17 protein-coding genes are annotated in these 17,033 nt (G+C 63.3%); 1 reads left to right on the top strand and 16 read right to left on the bottom strand.

Features of this window, described 5'->3' with window-relative positions; genetic code table 11:
- Positions 1-200: 200 nt before the first annotated feature.
- The 11 genes from CDV46_RS02125 to CDV46_RS02075 form a co-directional block, all read right to left on the bottom strand.
- On the bottom strand, positions 201-992 hold the full coding sequence (locus tag CDV46_RS02125) for an enoyl-CoA hydratase/isomerase family protein (RefSeq protein ID WP_087721676.1): 792 nt from the start codon (positions 990-992) through the stop codon (positions 201-203).
- 65 nt (positions 993-1,057) lie between these two features.
- Complete coding sequence (locus CDV46_RS02120) at positions 1,058-2,665, bottom strand: carboxyl transferase domain-containing protein (protein ID WP_087690050.1); 1,608 nt, start codon at positions 2,663-2,665, stop codon at positions 1,058-1,060.
- Between the two features lie 84 nt (positions 2,666-2,749).
- Positions 2,750-3,193, bottom strand: a complete 444-nt coding sequence (locus CDV46_RS02115) for a YchJ family protein (protein WP_087721675.1) — start codon at positions 3,191-3,193, stop codon at positions 2,750-2,752.
- 14 nt (positions 3,194-3,207) lie between these two features.
- On the bottom strand, positions 3,208-3,813 hold the full coding sequence (locus CDV46_RS02110) for a 2-hydroxychromene-2-carboxylate isomerase (protein WP_058377004.1): 606 nt from the start codon (positions 3,811-3,813) through the stop codon (positions 3,208-3,210).
- Positions 3,814-3,940: 127 nt separating this feature from the next.
- Positions 3,941-4,618 (bottom strand): SDR family oxidoreductase, encoded by a 678-nt coding sequence (locus tag CDV46_RS02105; protein ID WP_087721674.1) that lies wholly within the window; start codon positions 4,616-4,618, stop codon positions 3,941-3,943.
- Positions 4,619-4,696: 78 nt separating this feature from the next.
- Positions 4,697-5,878 (bottom strand): acetyl-CoA C-acetyltransferase, encoded by a 1,182-nt coding sequence (locus CDV46_RS02100; RefSeq protein WP_087690046.1) that lies wholly within the window; start codon positions 5,876-5,878, stop codon positions 4,697-4,699.
- 149 nt (positions 5,879-6,027) lie between these two features.
- Positions 6,028-6,708, bottom strand: a complete 681-nt coding sequence (can, locus tag CDV46_RS02095; RefSeq protein ID WP_087690044.1) for a carbonate dehydratase — start codon at positions 6,706-6,708, stop codon at positions 6,028-6,030.
- A gap of 48 nt (positions 6,709-6,756) precedes the next feature.
- Positions 6,757-8,574, bottom strand: coding sequence for a bifunctional isocitrate dehydrogenase kinase/phosphatase (aceK, locus tag CDV46_RS02090; protein ID WP_087721673.1), 1,818 nt, complete (start codon positions 8,572-8,574; stop codon positions 6,757-6,759).
- 130 nt (positions 8,575-8,704) lie between these two features.
- Positions 8,705-9,886: an isovaleryl-CoA dehydrogenase gene (locus tag CDV46_RS02085; RefSeq protein WP_058377009.1), complete on the bottom strand. Its 1,182-nt coding sequence runs from the start codon at positions 9,884-9,886 to the stop codon at positions 8,705-8,707.
- Positions 9,887-10,075: 189 nt separating this feature from the next.
- Positions 10,076-10,549, bottom strand: coding sequence for a PaaI family thioesterase (locus tag CDV46_RS02080; protein ID WP_254915903.1), 474 nt, complete (start codon positions 10,547-10,549; stop codon positions 10,076-10,078).
- A gap of 61 nt (positions 10,550-10,610) precedes the next feature.
- The gene (locus CDV46_RS02075; RefSeq protein WP_087690038.1) at positions 10,611-11,063 is read right to left on the bottom strand and encodes a MerR family transcriptional regulator; all 453 of its coding nucleotides are present in this window, start codon (positions 11,061-11,063) and stop codon (positions 10,611-10,613) included.
- Between the two features lie 189 nt (positions 11,064-11,252).
- On the opposite strand from CDV46_RS02075, the gene CDV46_RS02070 reads away from it, so the two are divergent.
- Complete coding sequence (locus CDV46_RS02070; RefSeq protein WP_087721671.1) at positions 11,253-12,335, top strand: MBL fold metallo-hydrolase; 1,083 nt, start codon at positions 11,253-11,255, stop codon at positions 12,333-12,335.
- 40 nt (positions 12,336-12,375) lie between these two features.
- Here the strand turns inward: CDV46_RS02070 and CDV46_RS02065 are convergent, their stop codons facing one another.
- From CDV46_RS02065 to CDV46_RS02045, 5 genes are all read right to left on the bottom strand, one after another.
- Entirely contained in the window at positions 12,376-13,272 is an 897-nt protein-coding gene (locus tag CDV46_RS02065) for a hypothetical protein (RefSeq protein WP_087721670.1), read from the bottom strand.
- A gap of 140 nt (positions 13,273-13,412) precedes the next feature.
- Positions 13,413-14,732, bottom strand: a complete 1,320-nt coding sequence (locus tag CDV46_RS02060; protein ID WP_058377013.1) for an MFS transporter — start codon at positions 14,730-14,732, stop codon at positions 13,413-13,415.
- A gap of 285 nt (positions 14,733-15,017) precedes the next feature.
- Positions 15,018-15,860 (bottom strand): SDR family oxidoreductase, encoded by an 843-nt coding sequence (locus tag CDV46_RS02055; protein WP_087721669.1) that lies wholly within the window; start codon positions 15,858-15,860, stop codon positions 15,018-15,020.
- A 45-nt stretch (positions 15,861-15,905) separates the two neighbouring features.
- Entirely contained in the window at positions 15,906-16,604 is a 699-nt protein-coding gene (locus tag CDV46_RS02050) for a thiol:disulfide interchange protein DsbA/DsbL (protein ID WP_087690030.1), read from the bottom strand.
- A gap of 280 nt (positions 16,605-16,884) precedes the next feature.
- On the bottom strand, positions 16,885-17,033 hold a 149-nt coding region (locus CDV46_RS02045; protein ID WP_176398986.1), incomplete at its 5' end, for an SPOR domain-containing protein.

Below are 17,033 nucleotides of genomic sequence, written 5' to 3'. Positions count from 1 at the left end.
GGCAGGGCAATAGGCGGAAATGGCGTGAAATATCGTGCTCTTGCGAGCTATAGCTCGACGTTATCGATAATTTCTTAAAACCTGTCGACAACGTTGCGGCATCTCCGCCGTCACCCCTCCCAAAATAAATTTGTAACCGTGTTGCGGGCAATGTCGCGATGTTTTGACGGCACGCGACGAAATTGCCGGTTTTTTCAGGCTCAGGACGCGTCGCGCCACGACGGCGAGCGCTTCTCGAGGAACGAGCGCACGCCTTCGCGGCCTTCGTCGGAGGCCCGGATTGTGGCGATACGTTCGGCGGTCTCGGCAATCGCATCGTCGTCGATGGTGCGGCTGGCGAAGTCCTGCACGAGGCGCTTGCACTCCTTCACGGCATTCGGGCTGTTATCGGCCAGCGCTTTGGCGAGGGCTTGCACGGTGGCGTCGAGCGCGTCGGCGCTCACCACTTCATGCACCAGACCGTGACGCTGCGCGGTGGCCGCCGTAAAGCGCTCGGCGGTGAGGAAGTAGCGGCGCGAGGCGGGCTCGCCGAGCGCGCGAATCACATACGGCCCGATGGTCGCGGGAATCAACCCGAGGCGAGCTTCCGACAGGCAGAAGTGCGCCGTGTCGACGGCCACCACGATGTCGGCCACGGCCGCGAGGCCCACGCCGCCGGCATACGTATCGCCCTGCACGCGCGCGATGACTGGCTTCGGGCAACGGTAGATGGTGTTGAGCATGACGGCGAGCGTCATCGCATCGGCACGGTTCTCGGTGTCCGAGTAACCGGCCATCTTCTTCATCCAGTTCAGATCGGCACCGGCGCAGAAGGCAACGCCCTCGGCGGCCAGCACGATCACGCGCACGTCGCCGTTATCGGCGAGCGCACGAAACGTGCCGGTCAGTTCTTCGATGACCGTTTCGTTGAAAGCATTGCGAACGTCGGGACGGTTGAGCGTAACCGTGGCGACGTGGGCGTCGACGCTGAGTTTGAGCGTGGCAAGGTTCATGGCGGCAAATCCTCGACGGCCCCTTTCGCGCAACAAGCGATATAGGGAAGGGGCCGGTGTGTTCGTTACATGCGGAACAGGCCGAAGCGCGTTTCCGGAATCGGCGCATTGAGGGCGGCCGACAGGCCGAGCCCGAGCACCGTGCGCGTATCGGCAGGGTCGATCACGCCGTCGTCCCACAAGCGGGCGCTGGCGTAGTACGGATGTCCCTGACGCTCGTACTGATCGCGAATCGGCTGCTTGAACGCGTCTTCTTCGGCGGCGCTCCACTGACCGCCCTTGCTTTCGATGCCGTCGCGCTTGACGGTCGCCAGCACCGACGCCGCTTGCTCGCCGCCCATCACCGAGATGCGCGAATTCGGCCACATCCACAGGAAGCGCGGCGAATACGCACGCCCGCACATGCCGTAATTGCCGGCACCGAACGAGCCGCCGATGATGACCGTGAACTTCGGCACGTTGGCCGTGGCGACGGCCGTCACCATCTTGGCGCCATGCTTGGCGATGCCTTCGTTTTCGTACTTGCGCCCGACCATGAAGCCGGTGATGTTTTGCAGGAAGATCAGCGGAATCTTGCGCTGGCAGCACAGTTCGATGAAGTGCGCGCCTTTTTGCGCCGACTCCGAGAACAGAATGCCGTTGTTCGCAACGATGCCGACCGGATAGCCCCACAGGTGCGCGAAGCCGCACACGAGCGTGGTGCCGTAGCGCGCCTTGAATTCGTCGAACTCCGAGCCGTCGACCAGACGCGCGATGACTTCGCGCACGTCGAACGGCTTTTTCGTGTCGGCGGGAATCACGCCATACACTTCGCGCGGGTCGTACTTCGGCTCGACCGGCGTTTTCACGGCCACGGTGGCCGGTTTGCGGCGATTCAGATTCGCGGCGATGCTGCGCGCGATCGACAGCGCGTGGGCATCGTTCTGTGCAAAGTGATCGACGACGCCCGACAGACGCGTGTGCACATCGGCGCCGCCGAGGTCTTCGGCGCTGACTTCTTCGCCCGTGGCGGCTTTCACCAGCGGCGGGCCGCCGAGGAAAATCGTGCCCTGATCCTTCACGATGATCGACTCGTCGCTCATGGCGGGCACATAGGCGCCACCGGCCGTGCACGAGCCCATCACCACGGCGATCTGCGGGATGCCCTGTGCAGACATCGTCGCCTGGTTGTAGAAGATGCGGCCGAAGTGATCGCGATCGGGGAAGACGTCGTCCTGATTCGGCAGGTTGGCACCGCCCGAGTCGACCAGATAGATGCACGGCAGATGGTTCTGCTCGGCAATCTCCTGCGCGCGCAGGTGCTTCTTGACCGTCATCGGGTAGTAGGTGCCGCCCTTGACCGTGGCGTCGTTGCAGACGATCACGCACTCCTGACCCGACACACGGCCGATGCCGGTGATGATGCCTGCGCCCGGCGCGTCGTCGTGATACATGCCGATCGCGGCGAGTTGCGAGAGTTCGAGAAACGGCGAGCCCGGATCGAGCAGTTGCTGCACACGCTCGCGCGGCAGCAACTTGCCGCGGGCCACATGCTTCTTGCGTGCGGCTTCGCCGCCGCCGCCCGAGAGTTGCGCAATGCGCTCGCGCAGGTCGTCGACCAGCGTCTGCATCGTGGCCGCGTTGCGGGCAAATTCCTCGCCGCGCGGGTTGAGCTTGCTTTCGAGAATCGGCATGTGACGAAATCCGGTGGAGAGTGAGTTGTCGTTAGGTTCGGATCAGAAACTTGTCGGCGGCGAGCGTGCGAACGTGACTTGTGGTCAGTCGAACAGATCGCCGTCGATATAGCGCCAGCGGCCGTCGTCGGTGCGCTCGAAGCGGCTGCGCTCATGCAGCCGGTGTGCGCGGCCACCCACTTTGTAGCGCGCGACGAATTCCACTTCGGCGTGCGCGTCGTCGCGTTGCAAATGCGCTTTGACTTGCAGGCCCAGCCACTGCGGTGCGTCGTCGAAATCGAGCGTCGCGGGGCGCGTGCGCGCCGCCCACGTGTCGATCAGATAGGGCGCGTTCTGACGCACGAACGCGGTGTATCGCGAGCGCATCAGTGCCTCGGCCGTCGGCGGCAGCTCACCGCCGTCGATGTAGCGGCCGCAGCACGAGTCGAACGCGAGACCGCCGCAGGGGCAGCCTTCGCGATCGAGGTCAGGTGCCGTGTTCGATGCAGTCGATGCGGCATTGGCGCGGGGCGATTTGGGGCTTGCCATGTCGTCGTGCCCCGTCAGACCTTGCCGTTTTGCAGGCAGGCTTCTACCTGACCGAAACGGTCGTAGCCCCAGAACGGCTCGCCGTCCACGATCACGAAGGGCGAGCCGAACACGCCGCGCGCCATCGCCAGATCGATTTCCGCCTTGAGGTGGTCCTTGGCTGCGGGCGAGTGCATGCCCTTGTCGAGTGCCGCGCCGTCGATGCCGAGGGTCTCGCCAAGTCTGACGAGTTCGGCGGGCTCACCGATGTTCACGTCGTCGACGTAGAGCGCGCGGTAGATCAATTTGGCGAACTCTGCGGCGAGATCGCCGCCGCGATGGTCCGCCACCCAGAGCACGGCGCGCTCGGCGCATTGCGTCGGGATCGGGAAGTGCGACGGACGCTTGTACGCGATGCCTTTGAAGCGGGCCGTGCGTTCGACGTCGCGACGCATGTACTCGGTCTTGATCGGATGCTGCACCGGCGCGCCTGTGCCGTTCACCTTGTAGACAATGTCGAGCAGGATCGGATGCCAGGCGACACCGCGTCCGTACTTGTTGGCAATCTCGTCGATGCAGGTGCTCGCAAAATACCCGTACGGGGATGCGAAGTCGAAATAAAAGTCGATGGCGGACGTCATGGTGGCTCCGTTTCAGAATGACGTTTCTGGCCCGCTTATCAAAAGATACGGCGGTAGGGCGTACAGCTTGTTATTCGTTGACTACGTTGACTACACTGATTCCGGTGCTGCTCTGCAACGTGCCGGCTTACCAAGTGAGCGCGTTGCCGTCGTAATTGAAGAACCCGCCGTTGTGCGTGGCGCGCTCGCCCGGGGCGCGGGCCAGCACGCGGCGCATGCCGGCAACGCTCGTCTGCACGTCGATGTCAGCGTTCTCGCCGCCCATGTCCGTGCGCACCCAGCCCGGGTGCATCGCGACGCACGTCGCCTGCTGCGCTTCGAGCGAGGCAGCCTTGACCACCGAGTTCACGGCGGCCTTGCTGGCGCGATACAACCAGCTGCCGTTCGAATCCATCAATGCCACGCTGCCCATGCGACTCGACAGAAAACCGAACGATCCCTTGGCCGCTTCGACGAACGGCAACACGAGCGGCGCGACTTGCATTGCCCCGAGCACGTTGGTGTGAAACACGCGGTCGAACTCCTCGCGGGTAATCGGTGCGAGTCCGGTCGTGCGCTCGGAATTCACACCGGCGTTGTAGATGGCGACATCGAGTGCTTCGCCATCGAGCTGCCACGTGAGGCCCGCGACCGACTCGATACGGGTGACGTCGAGTTTGAGAGGCTGGGCGCCGAGATCGCGCAACGCGGCCAGACCCTCGTCATTGCGCGCCGTGCCGATCACGCGCCAGCCGTCTTCCCGGTATTGCCGCACGAATTCGAGACCGATACCGCGGGAAGCACCGATGATGAGGGCAGTTTTCATGACGCGTGAGTCCTAAGTTGGAGGGCTGCCGTGGGTCGGTGAGCTTGGTGGCCCACAACGAACGGCAGCCGGAAATGATCAGACGAGCTCGATCGCCATGGCCGTCGCTTCGCCGCCGCCGATACACAGGCTGGCGACGCCACGCTTGCCGCCGGTCTTGCGCAGCGCGCCGATCAACGTGACCAGAATACGCGCACCCGAGGCGCCGATGGGGTGACCGAGGGCGCAGGCGCCGCCGTGAATGTTCACCTTGTCGTGCGGCAGATCGAATTCGTGCATGGCGGCCATCGTGACGACGGCAAAGGCTTCGTTGATTTCGTACAGGTCGACGTTGCTCGCCGACCAGCCGGTTTTCTCGAACAGCTTGCGAATCGCGCCGACCGGGGCCGTCGTGAACAGGCCCGGGGCTTGGGCGAACGTGCTGTGCCCGGCGATGCGTGCGAGCGGCGTCAGGCCGAGGCGCTTGGCGGTGGACTCGCGCATGAGCACGAGCGCGGCGGCGCCGTCGGAGATCGACGACGAGTTGGCGGCCGTCACAGTGCCGTCCTTGCGGAAAGCGCCCTTGAGCGTCGGAATCTTCTCGGGGTTGGCCTTGAACGGCTGTTCGTCGTGCTCGACCACCGTGTCGCCCTTGCGGCCCGGCACCGTCACGGCAGTGATTTCCCACGCGAAGGAGCCGTCTTTGGTGGCGTTCTGTGCGCGCTCCAGCGAGGCGATGGCGAAGGCGTCTTGTGCTTCGCGCGTGAAGGCGTAGCGGTCGGCGCATTCTTCGGCAAACGTGCCCATCAGACGGCCTTTGTCATAGGCGTCTTCCAGACCGTCGAAGAACATGTGATCGATGACCTGACCGTGTCCCATGCGCATGCCGGCACGGGCCTTGGGCAGCAGGTACGGCGCGTTGCTCATGCTTTCCATGCCGCCGGCGACGATCACGTCGGCGCTGCCGGCAACGAGCATGTCGTGCGCGAACATCGCCGCGCGCATGCCCGAGCCGCACATCTTGTTGACCGTCGTGGCACCGGCAGCGAGCGGCAGCCCGGCGCCGAGCGTGGCCTGACGGGCAGGCGCTTGGCCCTGACCGGCGGGCAGTACGCAGCCCATCACGACTTCGTCGATTTGTTCGGGTTTGAGTCCGGCGCGCTCAACGGCCGCGCGAATGGCGGCAGCGCCCAGTTGCGGGGCGGCAACGTCGCCGAACACCCCTTGCAGGCCACCCATCGGGGTACGGGCAGCGGAAACGATAACGATCGGGTCTTGCATGGCAGTTCTCCTGTAATCGGTGACCGGTGCCGTCGGCGTTTGCCGCCGGCACCGGGATATCCAATGCTTCAGTCGTTCCGTCGTCCGCGAGCGCTGCAAGGGCTGGCGGGTGCCCTAAGGCACCCGCGAGTGAGGCTTATGCGCTTGAATTACGCGCGCGGATTACGCAGTTCTGCAAATGCCGAGACGCAGCGTTCATACACGCGCGGCAAGGCTTCAAGGCTGTTGACCGACATGCGCAGGTCGCGCACCAGACCGTCGCGCAGGCCGTACACCCAGCCATGCACCGTGACCGGCTGGTTGCGGGCCCACGCGTCGCGCAATACCGTCGTGTGGCAGATGTTCACTACCTGTTCGATGGCGTTGAGTTCGCACAGGCGGTCGTGGCGGGCGTCGCGCGAGGGCAAGGCGTCGATCTGGTCGAGGTGGCGCTCGTAGACGTCGCGCACATGGCGCAGCCAGTTGTCGACGAGACCCATCTTGGCGCCGTCGAGCGCTGCACCCACACCGCCGCAGCCGTAGTGGCCCACCACCATGATGTGGCGCACCTTGAGCACTTCGATGGCGAATTGCAGCACCGAGAGGCAGTTCAGATCGCTGTGCACCACCACGTTGGCGATGTTGCGGTGAACGAACACCTCGCCCGGTGCGAGCCCTGTGATCTGGTTGGCCGGGACGCGTGAGTCCGAGCAGCCGATCCACAGATATTCCGGGGCTTGTTGTTTGGCCAAGCGCTCGAAAAATGCGGGATCTTCCGCGTTCACGCTGGCGACCCAGGCGCGGTTGTTGTCGAGCAGATGGATCAGGGGTTGGTCTTTGTCTTCAGTCATGATCGTGTCATCCGGTGGGCGTGTCGTGCGCTGTGTGGCGTCATTCGCTCAAGCCGCGGCCGCCCGGGCGGGGCGGGCTGTGGCGTGCGTGGCACCGCTGCCGGTGCCGTAGCGATTGACGAAACGCAGCGAGACATCGTACGGATAGAAGTCGTGCATCTGTCCGGCTTGTACCCGTTCCTGATGGCTTTGCCACAGGGCCGGGTCGAAGAAGTCCGGATGATGCTGGCTCAGAGAGTGCCGCACGCGCGGGTCGCCGGTCAAAAACGTCTCAAACGTCTGCGGAAACACGTCGTGCGGGCCTACACGGTACCAGACTTCCCCCGACATCGCCTCTTCTTCGTTACGGGGTTCCGGCACTCGACGGATGTGGCAATCCGTCAGATATTCCAGTTCGTCGTAATCGTAGAAGACCACCCGGCCATGGCGGGTCACACCGAAATTCTTGTACAGCATGTCGCCCGGGAAGATGTTCGCCGCCATCAGTTCCTTGACTGCATTGCCGTACTCGCGCATCGCATGATCGATCTCGGCGTCCGACGCGCCTTGGTGCAGCCAGAGATTGAGCGGCGTCATGCGGCGCTCGATATAGCAATGGCGAATCACCAGCGCGTCGCCATCGATCTCAAGCAGCGACGGCACTTCCGACTGAAGCTCGGCGAGCAGCGCGTCGTCGAAACGCGCGAGCGGGAACGCCACGCTCGAGAACTCCAGCGTATCGGCCATGCGGCCGACGCGATCATGCTGTTTGACCATCAGATACTTCGCCTTCACCTGCTCGCGCGTCGTCTCCTTGGGCGGCGCAAAGCGCTCGCGGATGACCTTGAAGACGTACGGATAGGAGGGCAGCGTGAAGACCAGCATCACCAGCCCGCGAATGCCGGGGGCGGTGACGAACTTGTCGCTCGAATGCTTCAGATGATGCAGAAAATCGCGATAGAACAGATTCTTGCCGTGCTTTTGCAGGCCAACCGACGTGTAGATCTCGGCTTTCGGCTTGCTCGACATGATGGTGCGCAGAAACTGCACGTAAGCTGACGGCACTTCCATGTCGACCATGAAGTACGCGTGCGTGAAGCTGAACACCACGCGCAACTCGTCGCGTCGCAGCAGCACCGTGTCGAGTGCCAGATACCCGTTGGCGTCGTGCATGATCGGCATCGCGAACGGCGTGGTCACATCGCCGTTGACGATCCGGCCGACGACGTATGCCGCCTTGTTCCGGAAAAACAGCGATGCGAGCACATGAATCTGGAAATTCGGGGCCTGTTCGAATTCACCGAACGCTTCGTGGATGGCGCGCATCACATAGGCCACGTCGCGCGGCAGATCGGCGAACGGGCGCGCGAGCTGAAAGTTCGTGACGATGCGCGAGAGCGTCGCGGCCATGCCGTCCTGCGCCGGGTAGTAGACCCGGTACGTCGGCTTCGCGGCGGGCGCATCGTTCTCGATGTATTCCGTCGCGATGGCGGGCCGCACGAAAATGAAGCGATTGTTGAAGTACGAGCGGTGCAGGATCTTGCAGCAGACCGAGTTGAAGAACGTTTCGGCGAGTTCCGGCTGACGATGCTCCGTGAGCAGCCCGATGTAGTGCAGCTTCACCTGCTGCCAGACATCGTCGTCGAGCGCTTGCGCATCGAAGCGGCTCGACAGCGTCTCGACGCATTCGCGCACGCGTTCGTCGTAATAGGCAATGCGATTGCGCTGGAGCTTCTGGATGCCGGTGAAGTCACCGGCTTCGAAACAAGCCTGTGCCGCCACGCACACCTCGCGAAAGATGCGGTAGTGCTTGTCGAAGCCGTCCAGCATTGTGCGGGCGACGTCGTAAGCGATCTGCGACGACAGGAGTTTCGGAAAGTGATTCATACCGGTCGGGAAGGGCGCAGGGGGCGATCTCCGGCTGATTGTAGCCTTCCGGTCTGCCCCCGTATCGATATGGCGTCGCCCTTGCTATCTCCCTGATATTGCGTGAATTTCCGCGTGTTACATGCGCCTTTTACATGGTTTCCGCGAACAGCTCGCGGCCGATCAGCATGCGGCGGATCTCCGACGTGCCGGCGCCGATCTCGTAGAGCTTCGCGTCGCGCCACAGGCGCCCGACCGGGTATTCGTTGATGTAGCCGTTGCCGCCCAGAATCTGGATCGCTTCGCCGGCCATCCACGTGGCCTTTTCCGCCGTGTAGAGAATCACGCCGGCGCAGTCTTTGCGGACCTGACGCACGTGATCGCTGCCCAGCGAATCGAGCTGGCGGCCCACCGCGTACAGATACGCGCGGCTGGCTTGCAGAATCGTGTACATGTCGGCGACCTTGCCCTGAATGAGCTGGAATTCACCGATCGACTGACCGAACTGCTTGCGGTCGTGGATGTAAGGCACCACCACGTCCATGGCGGCCTGCATGATGCCCAGCGGGCCGCCGGCGAGCACGGCGCGCTCATAGTCCAGACCGCTCATCAGCACCTTCACGCCGCCGCCGACCTGACCCAGCACGTTCTCTTCCGGCACTTCCACGTTCTCGAAGACCAGTTCGCCCGTGTGCGAGCCGCGCATGCCGAGCTTGTCGAGCTTTTGCGCGACCGAGAAGCCCTTCATGCCCTTTTCGACGATGAACGCCGTCATGCCGCGTGCGCCCGCTTCCGGGTCGGTCTTGCCGTAGACCACCAGCGTGTCGCAGTCCGGGCCGTTGGTGATCCACATCTTGGTGCCGTTGAGCACGTAGCGGTCGCCGCGTTTTTCCGCGCGCAGCTTCATGCTCACCACGTCCGAGCCGGCATTCGGTTCGCTCATGGCCAGTGCGCCGACGTGTTCGCCCGAGACCAGCTTCGGCAGGTACTTCGCCTTTTGGGCGGCCGTGCCGTTGCGGTGAATCTGGTTCACGCACAGATTCGAGTGGGCGCCGTACGACAGGCCGACCGACGCCGAGGCGCGCGAGATTTCTTCCATCGCGATCATGTGCGCGACGTAGCCCATGTTGGCACCGCCGTACTCTTCCGAGACCGTCATGCCGAGCACGCCGAGGTCGCCCATCTTGCGCCAGAGGTCCATCGGGAATTGGTCGGTGCGGTCGACTTCGGCGGCACGCGGTGCGATTTCTTTCGCCGCGAAGTTCGCGACCGAATCGCGCAGCATGTCCAGGTCTTCGCCGAGCATGAAGTTGAGGCCGGGCAGCATAGTCATGAGGCAGTCTCCAGAGGGGCGCGTGGCTCGTGGCTCGCGCTTATGTTCGGGGTGGTGTTGGGTAGCTTCTAATGCAGTATTCGGCAGGTTGCGGCGGCGTGGGCGCGACGTAATCGACCTAATCGATGTAAGCGACGTAAGCGACGTAAGCGAACTAAGCGACGTCCAGCAGGGCCGCCCGAGCCGTCATCAGCGCGTGGGCGGCAGCACGAACAGCGTTTGCTGCATGAGTGCGCACAGCGTCCATTTGCCGCCGTCGATGGCGAAGAGTTCGGCGGTCGCGACGATGAGCGAGCGCCCGGCTTTGACGACCTGACCGCGTCCGACCAGTGTATCGCCCTTGCCCGGCGCGAGAATGTTCAGCTTGTATTCGGCAGTGACCAGCTCGTGTTCCGGCGAAATGCGCGTGTAACCGGCGTAGCCGCCTGCGGAGTCGGCGATCGCGCCGATGACGCCGCCGTGGAAGAAGCCGTGCTGCTGGTTGACCTTGTCCGAGAAAGGCAGCGTGATCTCGCAGTGACCGTCGGTCAAATGCGTGATTTGTGCGCCCCAATGGGTCATTACGCCTTGCGCATCGAAACTGGCGCGAATTTTCGCGGCGACGGCATCGTCGAGCGGCGCGGCATGGGAGACGGAAACGTTCATGGCGATAGGCGGCTTCAAGACCACAGATCGGCAAATACTACTTTACGTTAACGTAAACGTAAAGTAGGGACTTTCCAGATTAATGCGAGGTCGCCGGCACCTTCACACGGCGCGCGAGGGCGGGCGGTGCCGATTCTCCGGCCGCCTCGAGCAGTGCCAGACATTGCGCCTCGTGCTGGGAGACTTCGTCGAGCGTGGCGTGGAGGTCTTCGAGTTGTTGTTCGAGAACTTCGCGGTGCTGAGAGAGCGTTTCCAGAAACACCTTGAGCTGCGGCACGGTGTCTTTGGGCGATTCGTAGAGATCGAGAATCGTCTTGATCTCGGACAGCGTCAGGCCGAGCCGCTTGCCGCGCAGGGTGAGCTTCAGGCGCGTGCGGTCCTGACCGGTGTAGACGCGATGGCGTCCGCCGGGGCCTTCGCGGGCGGGCGTGAGCAGCCCCTGATCTTCGTAGAAGCGGATCGCCCGGGGCGTAATGTCGAACTCGCGGGCGAGGTCGGTAATCGTGTAAGTCAGCATCGGGTTGGCAGACATGGTGTGGGCGTGGCTATCCGTGACTATGCGTGGCTATGCATGACGATGGCGCGGCTGCGACGTTTAAGCGGGCGCTTACCATTGCAGATAGAATTGCCGTTTACGTTAGCGTCAAGTTGCATCGTATGCAATCGGTGACGGCGTCTACTTCAAGAACAACAGAACAAGCCCATCTGGAGCGTGGCCCCCGTGAATGCCCTCGAACAACAACTGAATTACCCCTTTGGTGAACTCCTGCCCGACGGCGGCACCGTGCATGAAGTCGTGCCGGGCGTCTTCTGGGTGCGCATGCCGCTGCCGTTTGTGCTCGATCACATCAATCTGTGGCTGCTGCGCGACGAAGTGGACGGCGTCAAAGGCTGGACGGTTGTCGATTGCGGCATCACGCATCCGCAAATCAAGGCGTACTGGGAGCAGGTGTTCGACACCTCGCTCGGCGGCGAGCCGGTGCTGCGTGTGCTCGTCACGCATTGCCACCCCGATCACCTCGGCCTCGCGCACTGGATCTGCAAGGGCGGCGACAAGCAGCGCTGGGACGCCCGCCTCGCGATGTCGCAGGGCGACTACGCGTGGGGCCGGTTGATGTCGTCGGGCGATAACAACAACAGCTCGAACGCCGGCGGCGAATTTGCCGTGGCGCACTTCATCGCGCATGGCCTCGCCGACGAAGCGATGATCGATCAGATTCGCCATCGCAAGACCTACTTCAGCGATCTCGTGCCCGAAGTGCCGTCGCGCTTCTACCGTTTGCGCGATGGCGACACGTTGCGCATCGGTGGCAGCGACTGGCGCATGATTGCCGGGTTCGGGCATTCGCCGGAACACATGGCGTTGTACAGCGAACAGCACAACGTGCTGATTTCCGGCGACATGGTGCTGCCGCGCATCTCGACCAACGTCAGCGTGTTCGACATCGAGCCCGAGGCCAACTCGCTGCAACTATTCCTCGATTCGCTGGGCGTGTATCTCGATCTGCCGGAAGACTGCCTCGTGCTGCCGTCGCATGGCCGCCCGTTCACCGGTTTGCATACGCGTATCCGGCAACTTCGCGATCACCACGACGCCCGTTTGCAGGAAGTGCGCGCGGCGTGCGCCAAGTCGCCGCAAAGCGCGGGCGACATCGTGCCGATCATGTTCCACCGCAAGCTCGATGCGCACCAGACCACGTTCGCCATGGGCGAGGCGCTGGCGCATTTGCACATGCTCTGGCGCAAGGGTGAACTCAAGCGCGCGCGCGACGAGAAAGGCGTGTGGCGATTCTCGCCGGCGTGACACGCATGAAGCGACGCGACCATGATCGCGTCGCTTCAGATCATTCTGAATTGCCTCGATGGCGTGGCAACACGCCGAAGCGTTTTCCTACGGTATCGATCACCACGATATGGTCGAGGAAAGGCGCGTTGCCAATCGTCGGGGCCATGCGATCGTCGTCGCGCAACGTGTAGGCCAGCGTTACATGCACCGGGTGTCTGCCGACCGTCAGTGCAAGGTCGGTGCGTTTGGGCAGCATCACCAGCGGATTCCCCCACGCAGGCACCGTAATCGGCACGGGCCGGTCGTCGGCCGTGGCGGTGTCCGGGATCAAGGCCCATTGATCCGGCGGCACCACCAGCTCGAACATGCTGCTCCCCGTATCGAAAATCGCCAGCCCGCTGAAGGCCGGGGCGGCGTAGTCCACCAGAATCTTGTCGCGCAGGCTGCCCGCGCTTTCCCGGTATTGCGAGAAATGTGCCGGCCAACGCGAGATCAATGCGTCCGTTTGCTCCGGGTTAAGCCAGTAAATCCGTTGCTCGCGATAGTCGATTGCAATAGCCATCCCACGCGTGAACGCGTAGCCGAGCGTGCCGATCAACGGGGGCTCATCCGGCGAGCGCGGCGCACTTCCCAGTGTGGGCCGAGCTTCGAACGGGACTTGCATGCGCAGTCCACTGTCGAAGATAAGCGCCATTTCCGTGGGTAGCGTGGATGAGGTCAACGAGGTCGATGCAGCGGATGAAGTCGACAACGCATCGTCAGCCACACCCAGCACCGGACCGGCGGCTCGCCCATAGAGCAGGTTCGCCGGCGCCCCCGTATCCCATTGAAAGCGCACCCGCTGACCGGTCGCGGCCAGCGTTGCCTCGATAAAGATGGCGGTGCGCTCGTGAACCTTCCCATCCAGTCGCGCCGACGCAAACTTGAAGGGCAGCCAATCCTGATACTCGAACATGGGGGCAGACGTCTCAGTGCCGGGCGCCGTTGCGGCGGCCAAAAAGAAAACCCCGCTGTCGCGGGCGCGAGAGCGGGGTATCGGGTCGACAACGCATGTCAGTCATCGCAGTGGCGGCGCTGGCATCGCGTTGGCGGCAATCAAGCGTGCTGTGCTGCCGACGGAATGTGACGGCCATCACGGCCGAGCAGTCCGTACGTGACGAGGCTGATCGCCACGGTAAGCAGGATGTAGTACGCCGGGGCCAGCTCGTTTTGCGTCGCCTTGATCAGGTAGGTGATCCAGAACGGCGCCAGACCACCGAAGAGCATGACCGACACGTTGTAGAGAATCGACACACCCGTCGAGCGCACACCCACCGGAAACACCTCGGTGACGGCCGTCGGGAACGCACCCCACACGAAGCCCATGCAAACGGCCGGCAGAATCTGCGCGAGCAGCAAGTTGCCCATCGACGGCGCACCGTGCAGACGCGTGAACATCCAGAACGACACCAGCCCATAGAGCAGCACGAACAGCAGAATCAGCGGCTTGCGGCCCACGCGATCCGAGATCCAGCCCGTGAGCGGGCACATGAACGCGATCAGCATGGCGGCGACAAACGTCGACAAGCTCGCCGCACCCTGCGACAGACCGAGTTGCTTCACCGCGTAAATCGGCGTGTAAATCAGCGTGACGTAGAACGACGTCGTTGCAGCCACCGTCAGACCGAAGCCGGCGATCAGCGAGCGATAGTGGTTCGCGAACACTTCAGCGAGCGGCGTGCGGCGCGTGGGTTCACGCACGGCGGCGTAGGCGAGGAACTCCGGCGATTCCGTCATGCGGCGGCGAATGTAGAAACCCACCGGACCGATCAGAATCCCGAACAGGAACGGCAGACGCCAGCCCCACGATTCCAGCGCTTCTTTCGTCAGCCCCGTGTTGAGCAGATACGCGCACAGCCCGGCGAGTGCGACGGCCAGCGCTTGCGAGCACATCTGGAAGCTGCCGTAGAAGCCACGCAGGTGCGGCGGCGAAAACTCGATCAGCATGGCCGTCGAGCCGCCGAATTCACCCCCGGCGGAGAAGCCCTGAATCACCCGTGCAAGCAGAATCAGCAGCGGCGCTGCAAAGCCGATGGTCGCGTAGGTCGGGGCGATACCGATCAGGCCGGTGCCCAGCGCCATGAGCAGCACCATGACCGACAGCGCCGATTTGCGGCCCGCGTGATCGGCATAGAGACCGAAAGCAATACCGCCGATCGGGCGGAAGAAGAATGCGACACCGAGTGACGCCACGCTCGCGAGCAACGAGTTGGTGTCGTCGACGGCAGGGAAGAACAGTTTTGCAATGACGACGGCGAAAAGGCCGTAGACGGTGAAGTCGAACCACTCGAATGCGTTGCCCAGCGTAGACCCGATCACAGCCTTGCGTCGCAGCGCCGGATCGATAACCGGCGTGCCGGTGGGGGTTGCCTGCATGTGCCTCTCCTGCTCTTGGTTGGGAGCGCCGCACTTGGAAGCCTCACCCGGCAGCATCCGCGCGCCGGTATGGCCTCTCTCTGGTGGCGGCAAAACCGTTCAGTGACGTGTGTGCGCCGTGTGTGACCTCTGTTTGAGTGACTTATCCACTCTAGCGCAGGTACGCGACGCACCACAACGGGTCAATATTCCGCTGGCGGGAGGCTGTTTCAGGGATGGGACGCGGGGAGAGGCGAGGGGCGCGTGCCAAGCCGTGTAAGGCGGCGCCCGCGTGTGAGCGCTGGCTCAGGAAGGATCGGTGTCTGTTTTCGACGCGGCTTGCGTGTCATCCGCCGCTTTCTGCCGGTCTGCCATACGCGGCTTGCGTGGGGCTTTGGCGAACGCCATGTCATAAAGCCAGCGCGGCAGGCACTTCAGCAGGCAGGCCACCACGCCCATCTGCCACGGCAGCACGACAAAGCGCTTGCGCCGCGCAATGGCACCGGCGGCCTTGCGCGCGAACTTGTCGGCGTCCATCAGGAACGGCATCGGGAACGGATTGCCGTCGGTCATCGGCGTGCGAATGTAGCCCGGCGCAATTGTCACCACGGCGACCTTGTCGGCGCGGAGCTCCACCCGCAGGCTTTCCAGATACGTCATCGCCGCGGCTTTCGACGCGCTGTACGCGCCGTGCCCGGGCAGACCGCGTACGCCCGCCACGCTGCCGATACCCACGAGCGCGCCACGTTTCACCGCGCGCATGGGCCCGACAAACGGGCTGAACGTAGCGACCATCGCCATCCAGTTCGTGTCCATGACGGACGCAAAATGCGGCAGGTCGGCGGGGTCTTCGGTGTTCACGCCGTGGCTGATGCCGGCGTTGGCGATCACGATGTCCGGCGTGCCATGGCGCGACATGAAGTCTTCGGCGGCGGCGCGCAATGCGATGGCATCGCGCACGTCGAGCGCATAGCAATGCACGGCATGCGGATGCGGCAGCGTGGCGGCCAGATCGGCGAGCTTGTCGCCGCGCCGTCCAACCAGCCCGAGAATGGCGCCCTCGGCGGCGTAATGCCGCGTGAGCGCCTCGCCCAGCCCGCTGGAGGCGCCCGTGATGAAGACCTTCGGTGATGCAGTATGTGTCGCCATGAACGCAAAAGCCCGGCCGGAGCCGGGCTTTGTGAGGCGCGAAGCTTAGAGCTTCTTCGCGCGGATCTGATTGATGATCGAATCGGCCGTCTTGAGGGCCGCGTCGAACGTCTGCTGCTCGGTCGTGGCCGGCTTGCCGGCCTTTTGCAGCGCGTCGCCCGAGGTGGCCGGCGAGACGAGGTACTTGCCCTGGATCGCAATCGTCGGCACACCGTCGATCTTGTAGTCCTGCCAGGCCTTGTTGGCCAGTTCGACCGGCGTTTCCTTGCGCATCATGGCGGGCTTGCCGGCGGCGTCGTAGGCGTTGATGTAAGCCGTCTTGTCGATGCCGAACTGCGCGAGGAAGTCGGCTTGCGATTCCTTGGTCAGCAGGTAGTTGTGCTTGACGTGGATTTCGTTGAAGACCTTCGGCGTGAGTTCGGCTTCCTTGCCCAGCGCGGTCAGCGCAATGAACATGCGCGTATGCGGCTCAAAGCGGCTCTGGAAGGCCACCGGCACGCGCTTGAACACGACGTCCTTGCCCTGCGCCTTGACCCATTTTTCAAGCGTCGGCTCGAGCGCATTGCAATGCGGGCAGCCGTACCAGAAGAATTCGGTCACTTCGATTTTGCCGGCACCCGCGGTGAGCGGTTGCTGCGGAATCGTCAGATAGTCGGTCCCCGCGACCGGGGCTTCCGGCGAGGCAACGGCCGCACCCGAGAGAAACCCGAAAGAAATCAGAACGGCACCAAGAAGTTTTTTCATGATCGTTGTTTAGGAGTGAAGCAGGCGCGCCGGCGCTGGTGTTGCGGCGCATCTACGAAACCATATCCCGGATTAAGGCATATTCGCCACTGCGTATGACCGGGCGGCATCCGCCGGGTTCAACGTGTCGAGCGTGACGAATGTGCCAAATTTCCCCGCATGATGGGGCATTTTGCGATGACTTGCTGTACCGGCATGCCCCCGCGACCGGCTTGACACATGACTTCGGCGATCGGAAAACAAGCGGCGTTGCGACAGGCGCAACGCCGCTTGCGTTCGTTCATTGCTTCGTGAAACGGATGACTGCCGTGTCGTAGCCGCCGTCTTGCAGGCGTTGACGCACGTGGTTCATCTCGTCGAGCTTGCCGTACGGGCCAAGGCGCACGCGGAACAGCGTGAGACCGTTGGCGTCGCGCTGCGTCACCTTCG

Origin of the sequence: Pandoraea sp. PE-S2T-3 (assembly GCF_002179965.1) — a bacterium.
GTDB lineage: Bacteria > Pseudomonadota > Gammaproteobacteria > Burkholderiales > Burkholderiaceae > Pandoraea.
The sequence above is the reverse complement of the archived record's forward strand: the minus strand, read 5'-3'. Positions and strand labels throughout refer to the sequence as shown.